This is a genomic window from Halorubellus amylolyticus (assembly GCF_034808145.1).
Classification (GTDB): Archaea; Halobacteriota; Halobacteria; order Halobacteriales; family Natrialbaceae; genus Halorubellus.
In genome coordinates this window covers 433,977-458,175 of record NZ_JAXHGM010000001.1, presented here as the reverse complement: position 1 = coordinate 458,175, position 24,199 = coordinate 433,977, and the positions used below count along the sequence as shown (strand labels likewise).

The following is a 24,199-nucleotide window of genomic DNA, read 5'->3' as shown; positions in this document are numbered from 1 at the left end:
GGGGACGCTACGTCTTTCCGGCCGCGCCCTGTAGGGGTGCGTGATGCAGGTGACGTTGCTCGGGACGGGCGACACGACGGGGACGCCGACGCCGGGGTGCGGGTGCGAGACGTGCGAGGCGGCGGTCGAGCGTGGCGTCGAACGCACGCGGTTCTCGGTGCACGTCCACAATCCGCGGACCGGGGAGTCGTTGCTCGTGGACGCGAGTCCGGACTTCCGGTATCAGTTCCTGAAGAACGACGTCGCCCTGCCGGACGCGGCGGTCATCTCGCACGTTCACTTCGACCACTTGGACGGACTCGGGAACGCGTACCGGCTCCTGGATAGCCTGGACGTGTACGCGGCGGACGAGACCGACCCGGCGCTCGGGGAGTCGGTCGCGGAGACGGTCGCGCGGAAGTACGACTACCTCGACACGGTCACCGTGCACCCGACCGAACCGTTCGAGTCCGTCGAGACCTGCGGGTTCGAGGTGACGCTCGTCCCCGTCGACCATCCACCGCTGGTGTGCTACGGGCTCGTCGTCGAGGACCCCGAGACGGGCGCGAAGCTCTCGCTGTCGGGCGACACCAGCTACGGAATCCCGCAGGAGTCGTTGGACGCACTCGGCGACCCTGACCTCCTGCTCGCGGACGGCATCGTCCCCGCCGCGCTCTGCGAGCACCACCCGCTCGGTGGGAAGCACGAGGCCCCCGACGGCACGTACCGGACGTTCGGCACGAAGCACATGACGCGAGAGGGCGCGCTCGCGCTCGGCGACGACCTCGACGCGACCGAGACGCGAGTCGTGCACGCTGCGCACTTCTATCCCGCCGACGAGGCGTTCGAGGAGCCCATCGCGGTCGACGGCGAGACGTACGAGCTCTGATCGCTCAGTCTTCGCCGGGTATCTCGAACTGCTCGTATCGACGGAAGAACAGGAGACCGGCGCCGAGGAGGACGACGAACCCGACCGCGACCGCCACGCCGACCAATTCGAGTCCGCGCGCGAACTGGCGGAGGTCCCACCCGTCGTCGTGGGACGTCTGGTCGTCACGAGCGGTCGTTCGGTCGCTATCGCCGCCACCGAGGAGATCACCGACGATGCCGCCGTCGTCGTCGCCGAGGTCGCTGAACCGCGTCGCGTTCTTGAGCGCCGCGTCGCAGCGCTCCTGGCGGGTCGCGTCGAACGCCGCGTCGCCGTGGAGGTTCACGGCGCCTTCGGCGTCCTGGTCGGCGATGGTCGGCCCGCCGGCCTCGTCGCCGTAGGGGACGCGTTCGACGTCGTAGACGAGCCACGGCGTGTACACCTCCCAGACGACCTCGCCCTCGGGCGTGACCTCCAGCACGCGGTTGTTGCTGGAGTCGCCGACGAGTGTGTTCCCGTTCGGGAGGCGGTCGGCGTCCCGTGGCCACGTGAGCGACGACTCGTTCCCGACGCGCCACGTCCGCTGCCAGTCGCCGTCGCGGCGCGCGTACTCGACGATGCGGTCGTTCTCGGAGTCCGCGACGAGGACCGTCGACGTCCCGTTCTCGCTCTCGTAGTGCACCGGGTTGTGCTGTTTGCGCATCACGTCGCCGCTGTTCGGTTCGCCGAGCTCCCACACGACGTCGCCGCTCGTCCGGTCGACGAGAACGGTCATGTCGAAGTTCCGCGGGCTCGCGAGGTAGTGCGTCTCGTTGACGGCGTCGACGTCGTTCACGTGCGTCCAGTCGTGACTGTAGTTCCCGCCGAGGTCTGCGTCGCGGTCGTAGTGGTCGCGGAACTGCCACTGCCACGTGACCTCGTCTGTCGTGCGGTTGTAGACGAGGAGGCGGTCGCGGTTCCCGGAGACGTTCGCGGTGGCTCGCATGTTCGCGACCAGTATCTCGGTGTCGCTGAGGAGGTCGGCGTCGTGGGTGTCCTGGAACGGTGCGGTCTCGCTCCACACCGTCTCGCCGGTCTCGGGGTCGAGCTTGTAGAACACCGTCCGCCCGGGCTTGTCCTCGCCGCGGTACTTCGTGCCGGTGACGAACAGCGTGCCGTCGTCGACGGGGTCGACGTCGTACGACCACGTGACGCCGTCGCGCTGGTGGACCCACTCGACCTGTCCGCGCGGCCCGAGTGCGACGAGCCGCGCCTGGCGTTTCCCGCCGTCGTCACCGAACCGCATCCCCTGGACGCTGACGACGGTGAGGCCGTTCGCGGCACGCTCCATCGTCCCGACGCAGGGGTTCGCGTCGTCTGGCGCGGCCGACGCCGTCGACCCTGCGGTCGCGGAGGGCCCGGCGAGGACGACCGGTGCGGCGACGCAGAGACAGCACACCACGACGATGACGGAGCGACGACGCATACACCACTCCGGTTACTGGCCCCCGGTATCAGTCTTGTCCCCTGAACCGAATCGAACGCGTCGGACCGACGAGACGTCCTCACGCGGTCCGGAAGGCTAAAGTTGTGCTTGGAAAATCCTGGGGTATGGACGACGAGCAGCGACCGTCACGGGATGGGGACGGTCACGAGGATACGACGGTCCGACGGACGTTCGATTGGTCGGAGACGAAGCCGTCGGCCGCGGTCGTCGAGGTCGTCTCGAACGCGCTGGGGGTGGCGCCGACGGACGTCGAACCGCTGTACACGGCCGTCGACCCGGAGGCACTCGACAGTCTCCTCTCGGACCGCGACGGCGACCGCGACTGCACGGCGGTCGTCGTCACGTTCACGTTCGCCGACCGACACGTGACCGTGGAAGGAACGGGCACGGTCGTCGCCGAACCCGTCAACGTCGGCTGACCGGTGCTGGGACGACTCGACGCTGGGCGGCTCGATTCCGGGGGACTCGACGCTGGGTGAATCGGTTCCAGGTGGCTCGACGCTGAGTCACCCGCTGTGTCGCGGCGGCTTCTGGGACGCGACGAAGTGACGGCGCAGCACCGCGTGGATGGCGGTCTCCGTGGCGCGTCACGTCTTGACACGTGTGACCACGCTTCCGATACGATTTTCCGCGGGCCAATCGAACCGTCGGGCAAGAATGCTCAGCCGGCAGTACGTACGCGAGAACCCCGACGAGGTCAGAGACGCCGTCGAGCGGAAGGGCGTCACGGACGTGGACGTGGACGAGATCCTCGAGATCGACGCGGAGTGGCGAGATCTGAAGGCCGAGGGCGACGACCTCCGCCATCAGCGTAACGAGGTCAGTCGCTCCATCGGTCAGCTCAAGCAGGAGGGCAAGGACGAGGAGGCCGAGGAGGCCATCGAGCGCTCGCAGGCGCTGAAGGACGAGCTCGGGGCCGTCGAGGAGCGCGCCGACGAGCTGGAGACGGAGCTCCACGAGCGGCTGCTCGAGGTGCCGAACGTCCCCCACGAGAGCGTCCACACCGGCGAGGACGAGTCGGACAACGAGACCCGGTACCGCTGGGGCTTCGAGGACCTTCGGGACCTCCCCGAGGACGTCGTCCCGCACTACGACCTCGGCGAGGACCTGGACGTCCTCGACTTCGAGCGCGGTGCGAAGGTCTCGGGTGGCGGGTTCCAGTTCGTGAAGGGCGACGGCGCGCGCCTGGAGTTGGCGCTCGTGCAGTTCATGCTCGACCTCCACCGCGAGCAGGGCTACCAGGACGTCCTCCCGCCGGTCCCGGTGAACTCGGCGTCGATGCGCGGCACCGGCCAGCTCCCGAAGTTCGACGAGGACGCGTACCGCGTCGGCGCGCGCCAGGACGACGAGTACGACGACGACGATCTCTGGCTGCTCCCGACCGCGGAGGTCCCGGTGACGAACATGCATCGCGACGAGATCCTGCTCGACGACGACCTCCCGCTGAAGTACCAGGCGTACTCGCCGAACTTCCGACGCGAAGCCGGTGAACACGGGACGGAGACCCGCGGATACGTGCGCGTTCACCAGTTCAACAAGGTCGAGCTCGTGAACTTCGTGCGTCCCGACGAGTCCTACGACCGCCTCGAGAGCCTGCTCGACGAGGCGACCGAAGTGCTCGAACGCCTCGGGCTCCCGTACCGCGTGCTCGACATGTGTACGGGCGACATGGGGTTCACGCAGGCGAAGAAGTACGACGTCGAGGTCTGGGCGCCCGGCGACGACATGGACGAGGGCCCCGAGGAGGGCGGACGCTGGCTGGAGGTCTCGTCGGTGTCGAACTTCGAGGACTTCCAGGCGCGGCGCGCCGGCATCCAGTACCGGCCCGAGCGGCACGAGTCGGCCGAGTACCTCCACACGCTGAACGGCTCGGGCGTCGCGCTGCCGCGCGTGATGGTCGCGATCCTCGAGTACTACCAGAACGACGACGGCACCGTCGAGGTCCCCGAGCCGCTCCGCGAGTACATGGGCGGCAAGGAGACCATCGAGGGGCACAGTCCGGTCGGCGAGAGCGCGCTCGGCGCCGGCGACCGCGAGTAGGGCCGTGCTTGCGGCGCGACCGAACGCGGTCGGTCACTCCGAGTAGAAATCGTCCTCCACGAGTTCGTCACCCGGTCCCGAGGACGAAACAAGCGGTCGATACAGGTATTTTATAGTTATAAGTCACAGCCATGTCGGTGCGGGGGCATGGGTGATAACGTTTATTACATCTCCTCTCACGTCGTTTTGTTATGAGCAAGGCACCTTGCCCTAATTGTGGGTACGTTATCGAAGGCATCCCACTGGATAACGTGTCGAAAATAAAAAGTGGGAGCTTTTCTGGGTTTGGCTCCTGTGATTTCGAAAGCGAATGCCCAGACTGTTCAAACAACTACCATGCGTTCGATAGATAAATACCTGCGAAGATAGAACGCCCGAGACGCGTACTATAGTCCTTAAATAGTACTGAACATGGCAGATAGGTACACCTGTGACGCCTGTGGATGTGAAATCCCTCACAGTAACGATAGACGAGATTATTGTAAGAGTTGTATCGAACTTGGGAGAGATGAATAACGACCCGTTACGAGACGCCCGAGGGTGGGTGCCGCGGTAACAGTATCCCGTCTGGCGGCTATCTCAGCGCGTGTACGTGTCGAGGGCGACGATGCGGTCGGCGAGGACGTCGAAGCAGTCGACGAACCGGACGAGGACGTCGCCGGACTCGCGGACGACGGTCCCGCGGGCGAGGACGGTCTCCGCCTCGTCGCCGGCGGTCGGCGTCCCGTCGTCGCCCGTCGGGGCCTCGCAGTCGCCGTCCGGGCGGGCTCGGTGACGGTGGTCGTCGGTCGCCGGTTCGACGAACACGCCGTCGAGGTCGTGGACGGTGTCGCTGTGCGGGCGGCTGTCGCGCATGAACGAGAGGAACGTCTCGCGGCCGTCGAACGTGCGGTCGGGGCGACGCTGCGTGAACCCGGGTGCGAGCACGGTGCGGAGGTCGTCGTAGCGCGCGTCGTCGAGGCACGCGTAGTACGTGCGGACCGTCGCCTCGGCGTCCATGCCCGACCGGTTCTCGTGGGGGACTGAAAAGCGCTCGGTGCGCGGACCGCGGGCGGGCACCGGGCGGCCGGTCGGTTCCGTCGACGCCGGCCGCGCGGTCGGCCGACGACCGCGGCGCGTCGGTCGAACGCGACGTCGTCAGTCGGGCACGAGGGCGTCCGGGTCTGGCAGTTCGCCGACCTGGCGTGCGGACTCGTGGGGGCGCTGGGCGTCCGCGTGGCACTCGTCGGCGAGGCCGCCCTTCCCTTCGATGCGGTGTTCGGCGGCGCTGGCGAGCCACGTGGCAGCCTGCCGGAAGTCGTCGCTCGCGTCGCGGGCGGTCGCGGCGGCGTCGTGGACGTGCTCGCTCTCGGCGAACCGGCGCGCGGAGTCGAACGCGCCGCCGGCGGAGTCGAAGTACGCGACGGCCTCCTCGAACGCGGCGACGGCGTCGAGCCAGTTCTCGCGGTCGTACGCGCCGAGGGCGTTCTCGAACTCCGAGCGGCCGTACGTGTAGTGCTGGTAGCCGCGGCCGTAGCGTTCGGCGGCGGTGCGGTCGTCCTGCACGCCGTCGATGGCGTCCCGGACGGCGTCGAGGTCGGGTTGGACCGTGGGGTCGTCGGTACTCCAGGCGTACGCGACGCGGCCGCGGTCGTCGACGACGAACAGCGCGCGCTTCGGGACGCGCAGGTGACCGTCGAGTTCGGGGTGGAGGACGCCGTACTCCTCGGCGACCGCGCCGATGGAGTCGGTCAGGAGCGGGAACTCGAGCGCGTTCGCCTCGGCGAACGCGCGGTGGCTGTGGACGGAGTCCCCGGAGACCCCGAGGATGGTGACGTCGTCCATGAGCGTCAGGAGGTCGATGTCCCGGAGGCTGCAGAGCTCCTCGGTGCAGCCGGGACTGAAGTCCATCGGGTAGAACGCGACGACGACGACGTCCTCGCCGACGTAATCGTCGAGCGCGAACTCGCCGACCTCGCCGTCGTGGTAGCCGGGGAGTGCGAACGCGGGCGCCTCCGTTCCCTCCGTGAGCATCATCGCGGGGTACGTTCGACCCGTACTTAGGCGTCGTGCCCCAATGGTCGGTCGAGTCCTGCCCGCGGTGGTCGGGTGAAATCGAGTTCAGGGAACGGTTTTCCCGCCCGCGCTCGAATCGTGTGGTATGGCAACGAACGACGATTCGAGCGACGGGTTCGTGCGCGCGACCAGCCTCGGCGAGCTCGAGGACGCGGGTCGCGAACTCGTCACGGCCCGCGGCACGGCGATCGCCGTGTTCCACCACGAGGGCGAGGTGCGCGCGGTCGACAACCGCTGCCCGCACATGGGGTTCCCGCTGAGCGACGGGAGCGTCGAGGACGGTGTGCTAACGTGCCACTGGCATCACGCGCGCTTCGAGCTGTCCTGCGGGGACACGTTCGACCCGTGGGCGGACGACGTCCGGACGTACCCCGTCGAGGTCCGCGGCGGCGACGTCTACGTCCACCCGGATCCGCCGCGCGAGCGCGACCCGGCCGTCCACTGGCGCGAGCGCCTCGACACCGGGTTGCGGGAGAACCTCCGGCTGGTGGTGGCCAAGAGCGCGGTCGGCCTGGCCGACGCGGGCGTCGACCCGGTCGACGTCGCGGCCCGCGGGGTCGCGTTCGGGACGCGCTACCGCGCGGACGGCTGGAGTTCGGGATTGACCATCCTCGCCGCGCTGACGAACGCGCTCCCGGTGCTGGACCCGGAGGACCGGAAGCGCGCGACGTACACGGGCCTCCGGCACGTCGCGAGCGACTGCGCGGGCGAGCCGCCGCGACACGACCAGCCCGCGTTCGACGTCGACGACGTCTCCGCGGAGCGCCTCGCCGAGTGGTTCCGGGAGACGGTCGAGGTCCGCGACGCCGACGGCGCCGAGCGCGTCCTCCGGACCGCGGTCGAGACCGCCTCGCGCGAGGACGTGGAGGCGATGCTGTACGCGGCCGCGACCGACCACGCGTACCTCGACTCCGGGCACTCCTTCGACATGACGAACAAGGCCGTCGAGACGCTCGAAGCGCTCGACTGGCCGACGGCGACTGACCAGGAGCGACAGGAAGGCGAGGCCACTGACGGAGACGGCGGGATGGGTGCGGTCGATTCGGCGGACGTCCTCGCGAGCCTCGTCACGCGCTTCACGGACGCCGACCGCGCGGAGGAGGGCTCGGAGTGGCGCCAGCCCGAGGACCTGGCGGCGATGCGCGAGGCGTTCGAGGCCGACCTGCCGGCGCTCGCGGCGGGCGAGCGCGACCCGGACTGGACGCCACCGAGCGGGTTCCAGGCGACGCTGCTCGGCGACGACCCGCACGACGTCGTCGACGCCCTGCGGGACGCGGTTCGAGCGGGCGCGACCGTCGAGGCGCTCGCGCACGAGGTCGCGAGCGCCGCCGCCACCAGGGTGGCGCGGTTCGGGACGACGAACGAGTTCGGCGACTGGAACACGGTCCATCACACGTTCACGTACGCGAACGCCGTCCAGCAGGCCGCGAGCCGCGTCGAACCCACGGAGCTCTACCGGGGCGTGCTCGACGGCGCGTTCTCGGTGTACCTCGACAGGTTCCTGAACAGTCCACCCGCGCCGCTCCCGGACCCCGCGAGCGGCGACGCCGGGGAACTCGGGAGCGTCGAGGACCACCGCGAGGCGCTGCTGGACGCGTTCGACCGGGAGGGCGCGGTGAACGACGCCGGCCGCGAGGCCGCCGCACTGCTCGCGGTCGCCGACGGCCCGCGCGAACTCTGGTCGACGCTCGGCGGCGCGCTCCTCCGCGAGGACGCGGGCTTCCACACGCTCCAGGCGTACGAGGCCGCACACGCGCAGTTCCACGCGGCACGCGACCGCGCGGACGACCACCCCGAGGGACTGCCGAGCGACCGCGAGCGCACCGCGGCGATCGCGGCCGCACGCTACCTCGCCGCGCACACCCCCACGCGGCGCGAAGCCGAGCAGACGTTCACCATCGCCAGCCGCCTCCTCCGCGGCGAAAGCATCCACGAGGACTGAGTCTCGCTCCCCCACCGCGGCGCGACCGGGGCGCGAACCGACCGGGGGAATCTACTTGCCGCGGGCTGTCGAAGTCGGCGTATGGCGATGGAACGCGTGAATCCGGCGACGGGGGAGACCATCGAGACCGTCGAGACCCACACGGACGCGGAGGTCGACGAACTGCTCGGGGCCGCGCACGAGCGCTATCTGTCGTGGCGCGACGTCCCGATGCACGAGCGCTGCGAGCTCATGGCGAACGCCGCCGACGTGCTCCGCGACAACAAGGAGGAGTACGCGCGGCTCATGACCGAGGAGATGGGGAAGCCCATCACGGGCGCCAGGGGCGAGGTCGAGAAGTGCGCGTGGGTGTGCGAGCACTACGCCGAGCACGCCCAGACCTACCTGCAGGACGAGACGCTGCCGAGCCCGCCGGAGGCGGAGGCGAAGGTCGTCCACGAGCCGCTCGGCGTGGTTATGGCGGTGATGCCGTGGAACTACCCGTTCTGGCAGGTGTTCCGGTTCGCCGCGCCGAACCTCGTCGCGGGGAACGTCGGCGTCCTGAAGCACGCGTCGAACGTCCCCAGGTGCGCGCAAGCGATCGCGGACGTCTTCGCGCAGGCGGGGTTCCCCGAGGAGTGCTTCCAGACGCTCCTCGTGTCGGGCTCCGCGGCGAACGCGGTCATCGAGGACGAGCGCGTTCGCGCGGTGACGCTCACGGGGAGCGAGCCCGCGGGCCGCGCCGTCGCCGAGACCGCCGGCCGGGAGCTGAAGAAGACCGTGCTGGAGCTCGGTGGCGCGGACCCGTTCGTCGTCCTCGACGACGCGGACATCGACGCGGCGGTTGAGACGGGCGTCCGGGCGCGACTCCTGAACTCGGGGCAGTCCTGTATCGCGGCGAAGCGCTTCGTCGTCCACGACGCGGTCTACGACGAGTTCATCGAGAAGTTCGTCGCGGAGATGGAGGCCCAGACGGTCGGTGACCCGACCGACGAGGCGACCGACGTCGGCCCGCAGGCGCGCGAGGACCTCATGGAGGAGCTCCACGACCAGGTCGAGCGTTCGGTGCGCGACGGCGCGACCGTCGAGTGCGGCGGAGAGCCCCTTGACCGCGAGGGCTACTTCTATCCGCCGACGGTGCTGACTGACGTGCCGCCGGACGCGGCCGCGGCGTGCGAGGAGACGTTCGGGCCGGTGGCGGCGGTGTTCCGCGTCGACAGCGAGCGGGACGCCATCGACCTCGCGAACGACTCGACGCTCGGGCTCGGCGCGAGCGTCTGGACGGACGACCTGGAGCGCGGCGAACGCATCGCTCGCGAGATAGAGGCTGGGTGTACGTTCGTGAACGAGCTCACGAAGTCCGACCCGCGCGTTCCCTTCGGCGGCATCAAGGACTCCGGGTACGGCCGCGAGCTCGCGGCGCACGGCATCAAGGAGTTCCTGAACGAGAAGACGGTCTGGGTCCAGGAAGCACAGGACTGACCGCCTTCGCGGACCGAACGACGACCCGCGCGACCCGATAGGTCGAACGCAAGACACTTTCTGTGGCGGGGCGAACCGCCGCGCATGCCCCCGAGTCCTCCACCGACAGACGACGTGCCGTCGCGCTCGACGGCGCGGTTGCGGTTGCGCGACCGCGCCGTCTCGCGGCGCGACGTGCTCGCCGCGACCGGCAGCGCCGCGGTCGCCGCGCTCGCCGGCTGCCTCGGCACCGAAGCGTCGGCCGCCAGCGACGCCCCGTGGCCGATGCAGGGCCACGACGCCGGGCGGACGAACCACCGCGCGGACGCCAGCCCGCCCCGCGGCGACCTGGGCGTCGCGTGGGAGCACGATCGTTCCGACCACTGGCCGGTGACGAACCAGCCGGTCGCGTACGACGACCTCGTCGTCTTCCCCGCTCACGGCCTCGTGGCGGTCGGCCGCGAGGACGGCGGCGAGCGGTTCGCGCTCCACCCCACCGGGCGCGGGCTGGCGGTCGCGGCCGCCGACGGCTATCGGACGCCGACGCTCGTCGCCGGTGGCACCCGCGTCGTCGCGGGCCTGGACGCGACGGGTGGCGTCGACACCGGCGTCGGGAAGCGCGTCGCGGAACGCTGGCGGGCCGGCACCGACGACGACGGCGGACTGTTCGGCGGCGGGAACGACGTGGTCGCGGGGACGACGCCCGTCGCCGTCGACGGCGTCGTCTACCACGCGAGCCCCAGGGCTGCGGTGGTCGCGCGCGACGCGGCGAGCGGCCGGGAGCGCTGGCGGTACGTCGGCGAACGCCGCGAGGGGTTCTTCGCGGTCGACGAGCACGTCTACGTCGCGGCGTTCGGGGAGAGCGTTCGCGCACTCGACCCGGCGGACGGGAGCGTCGTCTGGACGCACCGCGAGCGCGGCGGCCACCCGAACCGCTGGACTGGCGTCGCGGCGGCGGACGGCGACGTGTTCGTGAACGACGGGCGCGGCGTCACCGCACTCGACGCGACCGACGGCGGGACGGTACGCTGGCGGACCGGCGACGGCGAGCGGACGGACGTCGAGACGGACTACGGCGTGCCGTCGGTCGTCGACGACCGCGTGCTCCTCTCCGGGTTCGACGCGGTGTACGGCTTCGACCGCGAGACCGGCGAGCGCGTCTGGAAGCGCGCCCTCGACCCCAGCGACCCGCGCCACGTCGCGGCCGCGGGCGACCTCGCGTTCGTCCCGACCGAACGCGGTGAACTGGTCGCCCTGGACGCCGCGACCGGCCGGACCGCGTGGGAGTTCGGGCGCCCTGACGCGTGGGACGTCGGGTCTCCCGTCGTCGCGGACGGTCGCGTCTACGCCGCGTTCGGCGAGAAACTGGTGTGTCTGGAGGGGTCGCGATGACGCTCACGGAGGCGGTTCGCGAGCAGCGCGAGCGCGACGGTCGCGACGACCCCGAGCGGGACGGGAACTCGACCGGTGGCGACGACGACCGCGGCCCGGACCCGTCGAAGCCGGTGCGGCGCGCGTTCGGCGTCGTGTCGCGACGCCCCGTGCTCCTGTTCGCGTTCGCGCTCGCCGCCGTCGTGGTGGCGGTCGCCGACGTCGCGCGCATCCTCGACCCGGTCGGGAACGCGACCCCGGACGTCATCGGGGGTGGGGTGTCGCTGACGGTGCTCGCGTACCCGAGCGGGACGCGGGTCACGGCGGTGACGCCGGGTGCGCTCGTCGCGCTCCAGCCGTGGTGGCTGCTGGCGGCGGCCCTCCTCGGGAGCGTCGGGCCGCTCGCGGCGGGCGCCGCGACGACGTGGACGGTCGCGCGGGCGGCGAAGCGCGAGGTGACGACCGAGCGCGTGCTCGCGACGACGACGTACGTCCTCGCGGTCGCGGTCGCCTGGCGCGCCTCGGCGTGGATCGTCGAGGTGTTCCCGGCGGCGGTCGCACCGCTCCTCCTCGTCGGCCTCTGGCTGTCGGCGCGCCTGTTCCCCGCCCCGGCGCTCGCCGCGCTGGGTCGGTCGCCGGTCGACGCCGCGAGCGAGGCGTACGCGCTCACCCGGGGTCGAGCGTTCGGCTGCTTCCTGTCCGTGCTGGGCGCCGGGACGCTCGGCGCGGTCCTCGCGAACGTCGGGAGCGGTGCGGCCGCCTCGCCCGGCGACCCGCTGTTCGCGTTCGGGACCGTCCTGAGCTACACGTTCGCGGGCGCCATCGGCGCGGTCGCGGCAACCATCTACGCCGTCGAGGCGCGCGAGGAACGCGAGCGGGGACGAGCGGACCAGCGGCAACGCGAGACGGCCCACGAGGGAGGAGAGCACGCGGACACCGCGGTGCGCGGCCTCCAGCGGCGAAACGGAAACTGACTTGCCGCCGCCGCCGAGACGACCGAGCATGACAGACTCCGACGCCGGCACGACCGACGTCGACGGTGACGGGAGCGCGATGGACCCCGAGACCGCGCTCGCTGGTGCGCGCGGGAAGCTCGCGCTCGCCGCGGTCTTCCTCGTCGCCATCGTCGCGGCCGAACTCACGGACGTCTCGGCGCCCGCCATCGGTCTGGGCACCGCGTTCGACGTGCAGGCCGCCATCGTCGGGACGTTCATCGTCCTCTTCGGTGGTGCACAGATCAGTCACGCGACGGACGTCGCCGGGAGCGCGGACGAGGGGACCGCCACCCAGCTCCAGCGCGGCGGCGCGGTCATCGTCCTCGGCGGCCTCGTCGTGCTCGCCGTCGCCTTCCTCTGACCGAGCGACCGCAGTGGTATCAAGTAGCATGGCCGGCGAGTCGTTTATTCGGTCGCGCCGCGTACGGTGCGTGAATTGTTCGTCGGACATTCGCTGCTCGCGTTCGCCGCGGTCGCCGCCGTCGCGAGCCGCGCGTTCGCGGACGTCGACGGGAGGCGAGCGCTCGTCCTCGGTGCGATAGCGGGCGCGTTCGCTTCGGTCCCCGACGCGGACATGGCGTACGCCGCGACCGGTCTCGCGGACGTCGCACTCGCCGCGAGCGCCGGTGCCGGCGTCGGCGGCGACGGCGTGTTCGCGGTGACGGGCGCGTTCTGGGCGGCGTCGACGGTCGTCCACCGGTCGATGACGCACTCGCTGGTCGTGGCGCCGGTCGCGGCCGCCGGGTTCGCGCTCCTCGTCCACCGCGGCCGGCGCGCACGACCGGCGGTCGCGACCGGCGGTGTCGTCCTCGCCGCGCTGGCGGCGGTCGCCGCGCTCGTACACGGCGCGCTCGGCCTGTTCGTGTTCGCGGCGTTCGTCGCCGCGGGCGCCGCCGTCGCCGTCCTCGTCCGCTCCCAGACCGACGTCGGCGCTCGCGGCACGTTCGCGCTCGCGCTCGTCGGCCTCGCCTCGCACCCCTTCGGGGACGTGTTCACCGGCGAACCGCCCGCGCTCCTCTGGCCGCTCGACGCCCGCCTCCTCGACGCCCGCGTCGCGCTCTCGCCGGACCCGACGCTGCACCTGCTCGCCGCGTTCGCGCTCGAACTCGCCGTCGTCGCGCTCGCGCTCCTCGTGTACGCCGACCTCACCGACCGCCGGCTGGGGCCGTCGCCGCGCGCGCTCGGCGGCGTCGCGTACGGCCTCGCGGCGTTCGTCCTGCCGGCGCCGACGCTCGACGTCTCCTATCACTTCGTGTTCTCCATCCTCGCCGTCGGCGTCGTCGCCGCCAGCCCGGGGTTCGGCGCGACCGTGCACCGCCTCGTCGCTCGCGCTCGCACGGCACTCGACGGCGTCGCACCACGACCCGTGTCCGCCGACGGCGGCCGTCCCGTCCCCGCACCTCTCGACGGCGACCGCGTCCTCAGCTCCCTCGCCACCGCCGTGACCACAATCTCGCTCGCGCTCGCCGCGTACGCCGTCGGCTACCTCGTCGTCGGCTGAACGACTCCGAGCGACTCAGACGAGGACCTCGACCTCGTAGCCGGCGTCCCGGATGGCGTCGATGAGCTCCTCGACGTGGTCGTGCCCGCGCGTCTCGAGGTCGATCTCGACCTCGGTGTCCGCCATCCCGATCTGGCGGCTGGTGCGGTCGTGCTGGATGGCGTAGATGTTCGCCTTCTTCGCGCTGATGACGTCCAGGAGGTCCTGGAGGCTCCCCGGGCGGTCCCGGAGGACGGTCTTGATCTTCACGTAGCGGCCGGTGGCGACGAGGCCGCGCATGATGACGGTCGTGAGCGTGTTCAGGTCGATGTTCCCGCCGCACATCGCGGGGACGATGACCTCGTCGTCCTCGAAGTCGAACTTCTCGAAGAGGAGCGCGGCGAGCGGTGCGGCACCGGCGCCCTCGACGAGCGTCTTCCCGCGTTCGAGGACGTACGTGAGCGCCATCGCGATCTCGGGGTCGCTGACAGTGACGACCTCGTCGACGCGCTCGCGGATGACGTCGAACGGCTGGTCGCCGACTCGACGGGTGGCGATGCCGTCCGCGATGGTGTCGACGCTATCGCGCTCGTAAATCTCGCCCTTCTGGAGGCTCTGCGCGACGCTGCTCGCGCCCTCGGCCTGCACGCCGACGATGCGGACGTCCGGGTTCCGGCCCTTGATCGCGGTCGCGATACCGGAGATGAGGCCGCCGCCGCCGATGGGGACGAGCACCGTCTCGACCTCCGGGAGGTCGTCCACGATCTCCAGGCCGATGGTTCCCTGGCCCGCCATCACGTACGGGTCGTCGAACGCGTGCACGTACGTCCGGTCCTCCGCCGTCTCGAGCTCGTGCGCGTGGTCCGCGGCGTCGTTGTAGTCCTGCCCGTGGAGGACGACCTCGGCGCCGTAACTCTGGGTCGCCTTGATCTTCGAGATGGGCGCGTACTCCGGCATCACGATCTTCGAGTCGACGCCGGAGCGGCTCGCGGCGAGCGCCACGCCCTGCGCGTGGTTGCCCGCGCTCGCCGTGACGACGCCCTTCTCGCGGGCGTCCTCCGGGAGCGTCATGATGCGGTTCGTCGCCCCGCGGATCTTGAACGACCCGGTGCGCTGGAAGTTCTCCATCTTCAGGTGGACCTCGGCCCCCGTCATGTCCGAGAACGTGTGCGAGTACTCGATGGGTGTGTTCCGCGACGTCTCCCGTACCCGCTCGATGGCTGCCTCCACGTCCGCAAGTTCGATCATGGTACGAGGTTCCCGGCCCGCCCGCTAATCGTTTTCGCCGTCCGCTCCGGGACGCGAAGGGTGGTCGGTATCGGCGTCGGCGTCGGGACCCCCGTCCGTTCGGAGCGCCCTGTGGCACTGACTCCGAGACTCCAGGCAGCACTAGCCTTTTACGCTCGCACGGGGAACGGTAGCGCAATGGGTCTCAGGTGTTCGCTCATCGGCCACGACTGGGGCGAGAGCGAGATAGAGCGCGACCGCGACGAACAGGGCAGCGAGGTGGTGTTGACAGTCCGCGAGTACGAGGTGTGTGCGCGCTGTGGCGACCGGAACCTCATCAGCGAGAACACGGAGGTGACGACGCTCGCGGGCGGCGGCGAGACGCCCGCCGAGCGTGCGCCCGAGCCGACGCGCGACGCCACCGACGAGCCCGCAACTGGCGAGGGCGCGGCGGCCGACACCGCGAACGACGCCTCGGGCGCCGACGCCGAACCCGCCGACGCGACCACCGGCGACGCGACCGACGGCACCGAACCCGCCGACGCGACCGCCGGCGACGCACCCGCCGAAGCCGGTGCAGCCGAGATCATCGGCGACGACACCGGCCCGACCGACCACGGCACCGACGACACGACGCCCGAGGACGCGACCGCGGACGGCGCCGCGACCGGAGTTGATGATGCGACCGCGGATGGCGCTACGACCGGGCTTGACGACGACCCGCCGGTTGACGACGCGGTCTTCATCGACGACGCGGACGACGACACCGACGTCGCGGACGTCGAAGACGCCGTCGCCGACGCCGAGGAACCCGTCGCAGACGCCGCCCCGGACCCGCACGGTGACGCCGCACCCGGGACGACCGCGGACGCCGCGGCCGATGCGTCCGACGGTGCCTCGCTGGACGCGGCCGCGGACGAGACCGCAGTCGCCGACGACGACGGCGTCGTCCTCGACGACGACGGCGACGACGGTGACGTCGTGGACGACCGCGAGCACGGCGAGTGGCCCGAGAGCCCGGACGGTGCGAGCGCGAGCACGCCGGACGCGGACGTCTCGGGCGCCGAGCACGCCGGCGACGCGACCACGGGCCAGTTCCAAGACGCCGCCACGGCCGAGGACGACGACGGCTACGACGCGGAGTTCATCGACGACGACGAGACCGGCGGCCGAGAGCGAACGCAGCCGGAGCCGGCCGCGGAGTCGCCGAGCGGCATCAAGTCCGCCGGCTCGACCGCACCACCGGGACAACGGCACTCGCGGACCGGCGAGCTCGTCTGTCCGAACTGCCAGAACGCCGAGAGCGCGGACCGGACGAGCCTGCGAGCGGGCGACATCTGCCCGGAATGCCGGAAGGGGTACCTGAGTAATCCCGACGAGTGACGAAACAGGTAAACACCAGCCCGTCAATGTCCCTTCCATGACGGACTACAAGGAGTACAAGATGCGTCGTGGCGAGTACCTCGAGGAGCGAATCCCGGATCTCGAAGGAACCGTCGAGGAGATGTTCGGACCCATCACGGGCACGGAGGATTTCAAGGGCAGCGACCTGTTCGTCGTCGGCGAACCCGACAACCCCGTGTTCGAGAAGATCGTCGTCGGCGCCGTCGAGTACGGCTCGAAGAAGGACAAGATCGCCGTGAGCTTCGAGGAACGCAACCCGGCGGACCTCTCCCCCGACGAGCTCGAAGCCGCCGAGGAGGCGGTGTCCGCGAAGAACGACTTCCTCCTCGAAGCGACCGGTCGTGACGCGAAGGCACGCCGTGACTCCCTGAAGCGCTCGGTCGAGGACGACCCCGACCACGACGTCGACGCCTGAATCACGCCGTCGACACCCTCGAACGGCCCTCGTTCGTTCTCTCTCTCCTCGGGTAGCCGCGCGACCACCTCCGTAGCGGCGTTACTGGCCACCAGCCGTCCCGCAGCGGCGTTACTGGCCACCAGCCGTCCCGCAGCGGCGTTACTGGCCACCAGCCGTCCCGCAGCGGCGTTACTGGTCACCTGCACCGAACAGGCGTCCTCGCGGACGCCGGATGCCGGTGCGACCGATTTTCAGCGGAGTGCTCTGGTCACCGACTGTGCGACGGTGCGTGCGCGGTCGGCGAGCGCGGGCGAGACGTGGCCGGCGTCGACGGCGGCGTCGAGTTCGTCGTCGTCGACGCGTTCGACGGTGCCGTCGGCGTGCTTCACGACGTCGACGTGGAGGTCGACGTAGCGCGCGCCGTCGGGGAACAGCTCGACCGGCGTGCAGACGTTCACGTACGTGCCCTTCTTCTCGCCGTCCTCGCTCCGGTACACGGTCGGGTACCACCACTTCCCTTCGGTGAGCTTCGTGACGGCGACGTCGCCCTCCTCGCGCGGGATGCCGAGCGCGTCGTACGTGCCGCCGCCGGCCATGTCGCGTTCGACGGTGAGCTTCTTCGCGTCCGCGTCGAGGTTCGTGATGCGGCCGCGGCCGAGCGTGATCCGGCGGCCCTCGGGTTTCCCGTGCTCGATGGTGAGCGTCCCGCCGTCTCGGGGCCCGAACGCGTCGACGACCGCGTCAAATGGGAGGTCGTCGCCGTCGTCGGCGTTCGCCCACGCGCCGTCGCCGGCGTGTGCGAGCACGCCCTCGGCGAAGTCGACCGCGTCGCTCGCGCTCGCACTCCCGGCCTTGACGCGGTGGTGGCCGGGCATCGTGGTCGCGACCGCGCGCCGGTCGTCGTCGAGCGCGAACCGCGAGTCGCGACCGAACCACACCCACGCCGTCGCCGCCGGCGGGGCGTCGTCGAGGTCGGTGTCGAGGCGGACGGGCGCGTCGTCCGGGTCGCCGTCGGGGAGCGCGTCGAGGGCGCGAGCGCGGTCGCTGGCGGCGTCGAGCGCGTCACCGAGCGCGCTCATGTCGGCGTCGGCGGCGGCGCGCTGCCAGCGGACGCCCCAGCCGTCCGGCGGGTCCGGCTGGAGGAGTTCGGTGGTGCGGACGAGTTCGGTCGCGCGCTCACCGCGGACGTTCGCGCTGACGCCCGAGCGCGCCCGGTCGAGCGCGACGAGGCCACCGCGGACCGAGAGCGGTTCGGCGACCTCGGGGCGGTCGTCGCCCCACGGTGGCGCGGGGTCGACGACCTGGACGCGCCGCAGGTCGCCCGCCTCGACGTAGCCGTCGGCGTCGTCGAAGGGCAGGAACGCCTCGCGGTCGCCGAGGTCGACGACCGCGCCGCTCCCCAGCGCGTCCGTGACGGGCGCGAGGAACACCGCGCCCTCGGGCGCCGGGTCGTCCCAGGAGAGCGCGTCCACCCCGACCGCCGAGAGGTTCTCGCGGAGCGCCTCGACCGCGTCGGGGTCGCCCGAGAGCGCGACGCCCTGCCGGTCCGCGGTCGTCGACGCGGCGACGTCCGCGGGCGCGAACCCGAACTCGCGGTCGAAGCGCTCGCGTATCGGCGGCGACGCCTGCACGACGTCGTGGTCGGCGTCGAGCAATCGCTGCGTGACGGCGGTCGTGTAGATGCCGCGGACGCGCGCCCTCATTCCAGGGCCTCCCGCGTCGGCGCGAACCGCACGCGCTCGTGGACCGACGGACCGAGCGACAGCTCCACGACGAGCGGGTCGTTCGCTGTCTCGTCCGTGGACCCGGCCGAACCGTCGTCGTCCACGCCGTCGGCGGCGCGTTCGAGGACGCGGCCGTCCTCGACGGACGCGCCCCACGTCTCGAACCGGAGCCAGCCGCGCATCTCGGCGGCGTGCGTCGTCACGTCGCAGTACGCGACGTCGTGTTCGGGGTACTCGCTCGCGCTGTGAGCCATGTCCATGTCGGAGTACACGACGTCGTGCGCGTCGAAGAACGCGCCGAGTTCGGTCGCGGTCTCGTCGACGAGGGCGGCGACGCGCTCGCTCGCAGCCTGGAGGTCGTCGGTGTCGAGGCCGACCTCGCGGAGCGCGGTCTGCGTGCGCTGGTCGAAGTGCATGCACGACCGTTCGGGGGTCGCCGGTAAGAAAACACTCGTCTCCGCGTGAACGGTCGACGTCACCGAACGAGGCCGGTAGCGTACGCTGGGCGCGTCGCTCGGCGTGAGCGTGGTTCGGCGTGACCGCGGAAACGCGTCGCTGTGGTCAGTCGTCGGCGGCGGCGAAGGAGGCGGAGCGCAGAGAATGAGAGGCGGCGTCGGCGTCGTCGTCGGTCGCCGGTCGGTTCGAGAGTGTCGGTACGCGTTTTCGGTCGTCCTCGTCCTCGGGTGTCGGGAGCCCCGGGAAGAGAAGGTTGCTGTTGTCGTCGTCTGTCATTGGCATACGTTCGCTCTTCGTTCCTTATGAAGCCTCTCCTTAAACAACTTGTGTTAGCTAATAGCATACAAGGACATCTAAGGAGAGGTGGCGGCCACGCGGCGACGCGGACCGACGACGCCGGACGGGGTCGCCGTCGTACGGTGAGGGCAACGCTTAGGACGCGCCTGCGTCTACTCGCGAGCATGAAACGGGGCCGGGACCCGGTCGAGCGCGCCGCGAGCGACGACGAGGACCTCCAGGAGGTCGCGACCTGGGAGCCACGCACGCGACTCGACCGGTTCGCGGTCGGGTTCTACGAACGCATCTTCCCCACGATCCGCGGCCTCGTCCTCGGTGCCGCCGTGCTGTTCACGCTCGTCATCCTCTTCGCGACCAGCATCGGCACCCCACGCCTCCCGGTCGTCGCGCTGTTCGCCGGCCTCTCCGCCGTCCCAGCGCTCGCACTCGCCGCGTACATCTACGTCGCGGACGTCACCACGAAGGAACCGCTCGCGCTCATCGCCGCGACGTTCGCGCTCGCGTTCGTGTTCGCCAGTTTCGCAGCCATCGTCAACACCGCCGCCGAACCGCTGTTCGCGGCGCTCGGCGGCCTCGGCCTCGTCGCGTACTACCTCCTCGTCGTCGCGCCCGGCGAGGAGCTCGTGAAGCTGCTCGCCGTCCGGTTCTACGCGTACCAGGACGGCCGGTTCGACGCGGTCGTCGACGGCGCGGTCTACGGCGCCGTCGCCGGCCTCGGGTTCGCGACCATCGAGAACGCCATCTACGTCACCGGGTTCGTGCAGCAGGCCACCACGTCGGCCGTCGTCGTCGACCAGGCGGTCGACATCGCGCGACAGCGCGCGCTCGCCGGCCCCGGGCACGTCATCTACTCCGGTATCGCCGGCTACTACCTCGGGCTCGCGAAGTTCGTCGACGAGCACCGCGGCGCCGTCGTCGTCAAGGGACTCGTCATCGCCGCGGGGTTCCACGCGCTCTACAACCTCACCATCGGGTTCGCGCCCGGCATCGTCGGCGGCGCTCTCGGCGTCGGTCCCGTCGTCGCGTTCCTCGTGTACGTCGTCGCGTTCGACGGCGTCGCCGGCGGCTACCTCGTCCTCAAACTGTACAACTACCGGGACGCGTACCACCGCGTGGACGCGGGTCGCGGCTACGACCCCGACGCGCCGGTGGACGCGACCGAGATCGACCCGGGGACGAACGAGGACGCCATCGCGCCGGGCGGCGAGCACGCGCGCACCACCGGGCGCGCCGACGAATCGACGACCGCGTGGGGCGACGACGACACCGAGTGGGGCTCGACCAGGGGCGACGACGACACCGAGTGAGGGTCGACCAGAGACGGCGGTCAGTCCCGGTAGCCGTCGAGCATCGACGCGACGTACTTCCCGACGACGTCGACCTCGAGGTGGACGGGGTCGCCGACGTCCTTCTCGGAGAGCGTCGTCACGTCGTACGTCGTCGGGACGATGGCGACCGTGACGCGCGGGCCGGCGTCACCGCTCCCCGCCTGGAGGTCCGCGATGGTGAGGCTGATGCCGTCGAGCGTGATCGAGCCCTTGTCGACGACGTAGTCCGCGTACCGCGCGGGGAGTTCGAACTCGAAGAACCAGTCCTCGCCGTCGGTCGAGTCGACGTTCGTGACGGTCGCGACCGCGTCGACGTGCCCCTGCACGATGTGGCCGTCGAACCGGCCGTCCGCGGGCATCGCCCGCTCCAGGTTGACGACGTCGCCGACGTCGACGTCACCGAGGTACGTCTTCGCGACGGTCTCCTCGGCGAGGAACACTTCGAACGTCTCGTCGTCGAACGCTTCGACGGTGAGGCAGACGCCCGACACCGCGATGCTCGCACCGTGCGCGACGTCATCGAGGACGACGTCGCCGGCGATGGTGAGTCGCCGGCCGTCCTCGGTGACCGCGACGTCGACGACCTCGCCGGTCTCCTCGACGATACCCGTGAACATACACGCGGCTTGGCCCGACCGCCGGATAGCGGTGTCGGTCGCGGCCGTCGCGCGCGTCCCGGCGTGCTTTTACTCGCCGAACCGGTAGTGACGGCAGATGCCTCGTTCGATCTCCGAGCAACTGTCGCTCGCGACCGCGGTCGTCATCGCGGCCCCGATAGCGCTCGCCGGCCTCGACATGACGCTACGCGGCGAGACGACGTGGGGGCCGGTCCTGCTCGGCGTGAGCGGCATGATCCTGCTCGTCGAGAAGTACGTCACCACCCCCCAGGACGTCCCCGGGTTGGCGGTCGCGAAGGCCGTCGGGTTCGTCGCGAAGGACCCCGAGGAGGACGCCGAGCGCGACCCCGACTCCTGACCGCCGGGCCGACATCGAGCGCGACCCCGACGCCCGACCGCGAGCGGGGTCGCCGGGTTCGGGTCAGTCCTCGGCGGTCGCGCGCCACTCCCGAACGTATCCCGCGACCTCTTGTGCGAACGTCGCTCTCGCGTCGCGCCACGCGTCCTCGTTCTCGTCGCGGGCGCGTCGCCACGCGGCCACCCGCGTGGCGTCCTCCGCGCTCGCGAGGCGCATCATCTCGACGACGACGTCGTCGGGGACGGTCCACCGCGCGTCCGGGTCGCCGCGGACGGCAGCGCGGACGGCTTCGGGGTCGTCGGCGAGCGTGAACCGCGAGCTCGGGATGCGTCGGGAGAGCTTCGGGACGCCGTCGAGCCCGGGGACGAGGCGCGTGTAGAGCGCGTGCAGCGTGCCGTCGGTCCCGCAGCGCTCGCGGACGCCCTCGACCATCGGTCGGAGGCCGAGTTCGTCGGCGCCCATGACGATGCAGTTCGCGTCGTGGCCGTCGGCGACGAGCGGGTGGAGCATGTCGGCGACCATCAGGAACCCGTCCATGCGGCGCGTGAACTCGCTCGGCTCCCAGTCCGCGGGCAGGTCGCTCTCGCCGAGGTCGGTCGCGTTCGCGCCGCGGTCGTCGTACGTCGCACTGAGCTCCCGCATCCAGTCGGTGTCGTGGACGTCGACGCGCTCTCGGTCGCGGGCTGGGTCAGCGTACCGCGAGAGGTGGTACGCGGTGTGCGTGACGTCCGCGGCACCGTACTGGGTTCGGAGGCGGCCGCAGTCGCGGTCGGACCCGAGCGCGTCGACGAACGCGACGAACCGTCGGGCGCGGTCGCGGACGGCGTCGAGCGCGTACCCCTGGGTGCTGTACGGCTCGAAGTCCGCGACGACGAACTGGACGTCGAAGCCGGCGTCCTGGAGGGCGAGCGCGGTCCGTATCTGGCCGAGAGTGCCGAGGTGCGGTGGGCCGGTGACGCTCACGCCGAACGTCAGGACGCCGTCGGTCCCGACCTCGTCGGCGAACGCGCGGGCGTCCTCGCCGACGACGAACCGGCGGCGGACCTCGGCCGGCGGGAGGTCGCCGAGCGCGAGCGTGCCGGTCGCGGGGTCGTCGATGGGCTCGTAGCGGTCGCGGTCGCGGAGGGCGTCGTAGTGCTCCTCGAGAGAGGCCATACGACCCAATCGTCTCACCTGTCAGTAAAGTGTTACTGAGTGACTAGGTACCAACACACATGCTCGCTCGTGTCGGGCACGAACATCCCGGGAAGCAGATGGACAGATGACAAGACATACTGGCGAGTCCGCCCATGTCCCGAACCGTGAACGACGGTACCGACGAACACTCGGTCCCCGGAGGCACCGACCGCGACACCCAGGAGTGGGTGCTGTACCTCGCACTCAGCTCGGCGCTCGTGATACTCGGGCTGCTCAGCTTCGACGATGCCGCCTGGTACGTCCAGTACGGCACGCTCGGCGCGGCAGTCCTGCTGTCCGGAGTCGCCGTCGTGAGAGCCGCAGGCGACGACGACTGACGGTCAGGGCTCGAGCGTTCGGGCCGCCGTCCCGAGACGCTCGGCGCCGTCGTCGGTGACGACCGCGAGGTCAGCCACCCGGACGACGCCGTCGGGGCCGGTCGCGGTCCCGTCGAGCGCGACGACCGCGCCCTCCGGGACCGCCTCGTCGCCCCCCAGGGGTCGCTCCCGCCCGTCCAGCCCCACGCCGTGGACGTCGAACGCGTCCACGGGGTCGTCGAACCCGTACGCCGTCAGCTCCGCCGCGCCCTCGCGCTCGACCGCGGCGAGGTCGACGCCGGGTTCGAGCTCCGCGAGCGCCGCGTTCACGCCGCCATCGGCGGCGAGCTGCGCGCGCCGCGTCCACCCACCGTCACCGTCGACGACGAGCGTCCGCACCACGCGCCCGTGGTAGCCGTCGCGGTCCCGCGGCGCAAGTGCGATCACGACCGGCTCCCCCGGGCGTATCGCCGCGTCCGACCGCGGCGTCGCGTCCCCGCCGGCCCCGACCGCCACCACGCCCGGGTCCACGCCCGAACTCGCGAGCGACGCCGCGACCTCGCGACGCAACCGCTCCGTCGTCAACGCCATCCCCTCGAACACGAGATGGTCGTCGACGGCGTCGACGCCGTCGTCCACGCCAGCACCCTCGGCCTCACCGTGCGAGCGCCCGCGACCACGGCCACCGCCGTGACCGTGCCCGTCGCCGCCGCCGTGGCGTTCGCTCTCGCGCAGGACCGCGCGAGCACGCTCGACCGCAGCGTCCGCCGCGGCCTGCACCGTCCGCTGCTGGAGGCGCTCCGGGTCCGTCTTCGCGACCCGCGCGTCCTCGACGACCGGCGTCGACGCCACCTCGAACCCGCGGCCCTCGAGGTACAGCGCCGCATCGTGCGGAATCGTCCGTGGCGCAAGTACCGTCCCCTCCCTGCCGAGGTCCTCCAAGGCGACCGCCACGCGCTCGCCCGTCGGAATCGACGCGCCGCCAGGGAGCACCTGATCGCCCGGGAACGCCTCGCGCGCCGCGTCCGGTGCGTCCGGCGCGAACAGCATCGACTGCTCGGGCGTCACGCACACCGCCAGCTCGCCGTCCAGCTCGGTCGCTCGCGCCAGATACCGCAGGACGACGTCCTCGCTCGTCCCCACGTGCACGAACGCCGTCGCCGACCGCTCGGCGAGCGCCTCGCGGACCGGCGCGTAGTCGACCGCGAGCGACGGCCCGGCTGCGTCCCCTCGCATCGCTCG

24 protein-coding genes are annotated in these 24,199 nt (G+C 71.1%); 14 read left to right on the top strand and 10 right to left on the bottom strand.

The window, feature by feature from the left end:
* Positions 1-43: 43 nt before the first annotated feature.
* On the top strand, positions 44-868 hold the full coding sequence (locus SM754_RS02275) for an MBL fold metallo-hydrolase (RefSeq protein ID WP_323674592.1): 825 nt from the start codon (positions 44-46) through the stop codon (positions 866-868).
* A gap of 4 nt (positions 869-872) precedes the next feature.
* Here SM754_RS02275 and SM754_RS02270 read toward each other — a convergent pair whose 3' ends face one another.
* Positions 873-2,312, bottom strand: coding sequence for an aryl-sulfate sulfotransferase (locus SM754_RS02270; protein ID WP_323674591.1), 1,440 nt, complete (start codon positions 2,310-2,312; stop codon positions 873-875).
* 125 nt (positions 2,313-2,437) lie between these two features.
* On the opposite strand from SM754_RS02270, the gene SM754_RS02265 reads away from it, so the two are divergent.
* Positions 2,438-2,752 (top strand): HalOD1 output domain-containing protein, encoded by a 315-nt coding sequence (locus SM754_RS02265; protein ID WP_323674590.1) that lies wholly within the window; start codon positions 2,438-2,440, stop codon positions 2,750-2,752.
* A gap of 238 nt (positions 2,753-2,990) precedes the next feature.
* Positions 2,991-4,373, top strand: a complete 1,383-nt coding sequence (gene serS / locus SM754_RS02260; protein WP_323674589.1) for a serine--tRNA ligase — start codon at positions 2,991-2,993, stop codon at positions 4,371-4,373.
* A gap of 579 nt (positions 4,374-4,952) precedes the next feature.
* On the opposite strand, the gene SM754_RS02255 is transcribed toward serS, so the two are convergent.
* Both SM754_RS02255 and SM754_RS02250 read right to left on the bottom strand, forming a co-directional pair.
* Entirely contained in the window at positions 4,953-5,372 is a 420-nt protein-coding gene (locus SM754_RS02255) for a nuclear transport factor 2 family protein (protein ID WP_323674588.1), read from the bottom strand.
* Positions 5,373-5,510: 138 nt separating this feature from the next.
* Positions 5,511-6,386, bottom strand: coding sequence for a redoxin domain-containing protein (locus tag SM754_RS02250; protein ID WP_323674587.1), 876 nt, complete (start codon positions 6,384-6,386; stop codon positions 5,511-5,513).
* A gap of 127 nt (positions 6,387-6,513) precedes the next feature.
* Between SM754_RS02250 and SM754_RS02245 the strand changes: the two genes are divergently transcribed.
* The 6 genes from SM754_RS02245 (at position 6,514) to SM754_RS02220 (ending at position 13,677) form a co-directional block, all read left to right on the top strand.
* Positions 6,514-8,370 carry a Rieske 2Fe-2S domain-containing protein gene (locus tag SM754_RS02245; protein WP_323674586.1) on the top strand — a complete coding sequence of 619 codons (1,857 nt, stop codon included), beginning with the start codon at positions 6,514-6,516 and terminating at the stop codon, positions 8,368-8,370.
* Between the two features lie 87 nt (positions 8,371-8,457).
* A complete protein-coding gene (locus SM754_RS02240; protein ID WP_323675242.1) occupies positions 8,458-9,831 on the top strand; it encodes an NAD-dependent succinate-semialdehyde dehydrogenase in 1,374 nt (457 codons plus the stop codon).
* Between the two features lie 84 nt (positions 9,832-9,915).
* Positions 9,916-11,202, top strand: a complete 1,287-nt coding sequence (locus tag SM754_RS02235) for a PQQ-binding-like beta-propeller repeat protein (RefSeq protein WP_323674585.1) — start codon at positions 9,916-9,918, stop codon at positions 11,200-11,202.
* Complete coding sequence (locus tag SM754_RS02230) at positions 11,199-12,155, top strand: hypothetical protein (protein ID WP_323674584.1); 957 nt, start codon at positions 11,199-11,201, stop codon at positions 12,153-12,155. The genes SM754_RS02235 and SM754_RS02230 overlap by 4 nt, the downstream gene beginning before the upstream one ends.
* 28 nt (positions 12,156-12,183) lie before the next feature.
* Positions 12,184-12,537 carry a hypothetical protein gene (locus tag SM754_RS02225; protein ID WP_323674583.1) on the top strand — a complete coding sequence of 118 codons (354 nt, stop codon included), beginning with the start codon at positions 12,184-12,186 and terminating at the stop codon, positions 12,535-12,537.
* A gap of 75 nt (positions 12,538-12,612) precedes the next feature.
* The gene (locus SM754_RS02220; protein WP_323674582.1) at positions 12,613-13,677 is read left to right on the top strand and encodes a metal-dependent hydrolase; all 1,065 of its coding nucleotides are present in this window, start codon (positions 12,613-12,615) and stop codon (positions 13,675-13,677) included.
* A gap of 15 nt (positions 13,678-13,692) precedes the next feature.
* Here SM754_RS02220 and ilvA read toward each other — a convergent pair whose 3' ends face one another.
* Positions 13,693-14,904, bottom strand: a complete 1,212-nt coding sequence (gene ilvA, locus SM754_RS02215; protein WP_323674581.1) for a threonine ammonia-lyase — start codon at positions 14,902-14,904, stop codon at positions 13,693-13,695.
* 177 nt (positions 14,905-15,081) lie between these two features.
* On the opposite strand from ilvA, the gene SM754_RS02210 reads away from it, so the two are divergent.
* Positions 15,082-16,266 carry a DUF7093 family protein gene (locus SM754_RS02210; RefSeq protein WP_323674580.1) on the top strand — a complete coding sequence of 395 codons (1,185 nt, stop codon included), beginning with the start codon at positions 15,082-15,084 and terminating at the stop codon, positions 16,264-16,266.
* A gap of 37 nt (positions 16,267-16,303) precedes the next feature.
* Positions 16,304-16,702 carry a DUF5611 family protein gene (locus SM754_RS02205; protein WP_323674579.1) on the top strand — a complete coding sequence of 133 codons (399 nt, stop codon included), beginning with the start codon at positions 16,304-16,306 and terminating at the stop codon, positions 16,700-16,702.
* A 233-nt stretch (positions 16,703-16,935) separates the two neighbouring features.
* On the opposite strand, the gene SM754_RS02200 is transcribed toward SM754_RS02205, so the two are convergent.
* The 3 genes from SM754_RS02200 to SM754_RS02190 all read right to left on the bottom strand — a co-directional run bounded on the left by SM754_RS02200 (position 16,936) and on the right by SM754_RS02190 (position 19,140).
* Complete coding sequence (locus SM754_RS02200) at positions 16,936-18,387, bottom strand: ribonuclease FAU-1 family protein (RefSeq protein ID WP_323674578.1); 1,452 nt, start codon at positions 18,385-18,387, stop codon at positions 16,936-16,938.
* A complete protein-coding gene (locus SM754_RS02195) occupies positions 18,384-18,824 on the bottom strand; it encodes a DUF7532 family protein (RefSeq protein WP_323674577.1) in 441 nt (146 codons plus the stop codon). The genes SM754_RS02200 and SM754_RS02195 overlap by 4 nt, the downstream gene beginning before the upstream one ends.
* A gap of 145 nt (positions 18,825-18,969) precedes the next feature.
* Positions 18,970-19,140, bottom strand: coding sequence for a hypothetical protein (locus SM754_RS02190; RefSeq protein ID WP_323674576.1), 171 nt, complete (start codon positions 19,138-19,140; stop codon positions 18,970-18,972).
* Between the two features lie 185 nt (positions 19,141-19,325).
* Here SM754_RS02190 and SM754_RS02185 point away from each other — a divergent pair, with 185 nt between their 5' ends.
* Positions 19,326-20,468, top strand: a complete 1,143-nt coding sequence (locus SM754_RS02185; protein WP_323674575.1) for a PrsW family intramembrane metalloprotease — start codon at positions 19,326-19,328, stop codon at positions 20,466-20,468.
* A gap of 20 nt (positions 20,469-20,488) precedes the next feature.
* Here the strand turns inward: SM754_RS02185 and SM754_RS02180 are convergent, their stop codons facing one another.
* Positions 20,489-21,106, bottom strand: coding sequence for a riboflavin synthase (locus SM754_RS02180; RefSeq protein ID WP_323674574.1), 618 nt, complete (start codon positions 21,104-21,106; stop codon positions 20,489-20,491).
* Between the two features lie 97 nt (positions 21,107-21,203).
* Between SM754_RS02180 and SM754_RS02175 the strand changes: the two genes are divergently transcribed.
* Positions 21,204-21,464, top strand: coding sequence for a DUF7533 family protein (locus SM754_RS02175; protein ID WP_323674573.1), 261 nt, complete (start codon positions 21,204-21,206; stop codon positions 21,462-21,464).
* A 63-nt stretch (positions 21,465-21,527) separates the two neighbouring features.
* On the opposite strand, the gene SM754_RS02170 is transcribed toward SM754_RS02175, so the two are convergent.
* Complete coding sequence (locus SM754_RS02170; RefSeq protein WP_323674572.1) at positions 21,528-22,619, bottom strand: nucleotidyl transferase family protein; 1,092 nt, start codon at positions 22,617-22,619, stop codon at positions 21,528-21,530.
* A 146-nt stretch (positions 22,620-22,765) separates the two neighbouring features.
* Here SM754_RS02170 and SM754_RS02165 point away from each other — a divergent pair, with 146 nt between their 5' ends.
* Positions 22,766-22,978, top strand: a complete 213-nt coding sequence (locus tag SM754_RS02165; protein ID WP_323674571.1) for a hypothetical protein — start codon at positions 22,766-22,768, stop codon at positions 22,976-22,978.
* A 3-nt stretch (positions 22,979-22,981) separates the two neighbouring features.
* Here SM754_RS02165 and SM754_RS02160 read toward each other — a convergent pair whose 3' ends face one another.
* Positions 22,982-24,193 (bottom strand): M24 family metallopeptidase, encoded by a 1,212-nt coding sequence (locus SM754_RS02160; protein WP_323674570.1) that lies wholly within the window; start codon positions 24,191-24,193, stop codon positions 22,982-22,984.
* Positions 24,194-24,199 lie beyond the last annotated feature (6 nt).

Coding starts and splice junctions, on each gene's coding strand:
- SM754_RS02275 (WP_323674592.1), top strand. CDS start 44: ATGCAGGTGACGTTGCTCGGGACGGGCGACACGACGGGGACGCCGACG.
- SM754_RS02270 (WP_323674591.1), bottom strand. CDS start 2,312: ATGCGTCGTCGCTCCGTCATCGTCGTGGTGTGCTGTCTCTGCGTCGCC.
- SM754_RS02265 (WP_323674590.1), top strand. CDS start 2,438: ATGGACGACGAGCAGCGACCGTCACGGGATGGGGACGGTCACGAGGAT.
- serS (WP_323674589.1), top strand. CDS start 2,991: ATGCTCAGCCGGCAGTACGTACGCGAGAACCCCGACGAGGTCAGAGAC.
- SM754_RS02255 (WP_323674588.1), bottom strand. CDS start 5,372: ATGGACGCCGAGGCGACGGTCCGCACGTACTACGCGTGCCTCGACGAC.
- SM754_RS02250 (WP_323674587.1), bottom strand. CDS start 6,386: ATGCTCACGGAGGGAACGGAGGCGCCCGCGTTCGCACTCCCCGGCTAC.
- SM754_RS02245 (WP_323674586.1), top strand. CDS start 6,514: ATGGCAACGAACGACGATTCGAGCGACGGGTTCGTGCGCGCGACCAGC.
- SM754_RS02240 (WP_323675242.1), top strand. CDS start 8,458: ATGGAACGCGTGAATCCGGCGACGGGGGAGACCATCGAGACCGTCGAG.
- SM754_RS02235 (WP_323674585.1), top strand. CDS start 9,916: ATGCCCCCGAGTCCTCCACCGACAGACGACGTGCCGTCGCGCTCGACG.
- SM754_RS02230 (WP_323674584.1), top strand. CDS start 11,199: ATGACGCTCACGGAGGCGGTTCGCGAGCAGCGCGAGCGCGACGGTCGC.
- SM754_RS02225 (WP_323674583.1), top strand. CDS start 12,184: ATGACAGACTCCGACGCCGGCACGACCGACGTCGACGGTGACGGGAGC.
- ilvA (WP_323674581.1), bottom strand. CDS start 14,904: ATGATCGAACTTGCGGACGTGGAGGCAGCCATCGAGCGGGTACGGGAG.
- SM754_RS02210 (WP_323674580.1), top strand. CDS start 15,082: ATGGGTCTCAGGTGTTCGCTCATCGGCCACGACTGGGGCGAGAGCGAG.
- SM754_RS02205 (WP_323674579.1), top strand. CDS start 16,304: ATGACGGACTACAAGGAGTACAAGATGCGTCGTGGCGAGTACCTCGAG.
- SM754_RS02200 (WP_323674578.1), bottom strand. CDS start 18,387: ATGAGGGCGCGCGTCCGCGGCATCTACACGACCGCCGTCACGCAGCGA.
- SM754_RS02195 (WP_323674577.1), bottom strand. CDS start 18,824: ATGCACTTCGACCAGCGCACGCAGACCGCGCTCCGCGAGGTCGGCCTC.
- SM754_RS02190 (WP_323674576.1), bottom strand. CDS start 19,140: ATGACAGACGACGACAACAGCAACCTTCTCTTCCCGGGGCTCCCGACA.
- SM754_RS02185 (WP_323674575.1), top strand. CDS start 19,326: ATGAAACGGGGCCGGGACCCGGTCGAGCGCGCCGCGAGCGACGACGAG.
- SM754_RS02180 (WP_323674574.1), bottom strand. CDS start 21,106: ATGTTCACGGGTATCGTCGAGGAGACCGGCGAGGTCGTCGACGTCGCG.
- SM754_RS02175 (WP_323674573.1), top strand. CDS start 21,204: ATGCCTCGTTCGATCTCCGAGCAACTGTCGCTCGCGACCGCGGTCGTC.
- SM754_RS02170 (WP_323674572.1), bottom strand. CDS start 22,619: ATGGCCTCTCTCGAGGAGCACTACGACGCCCTCCGCGACCGCGACCGC.
- SM754_RS02160 (WP_323674570.1), bottom strand. CDS start 24,193: ATGCGAGGGGACGCAGCCGGGCCGTCGCTCGCGGTCGACTACGCGCCG.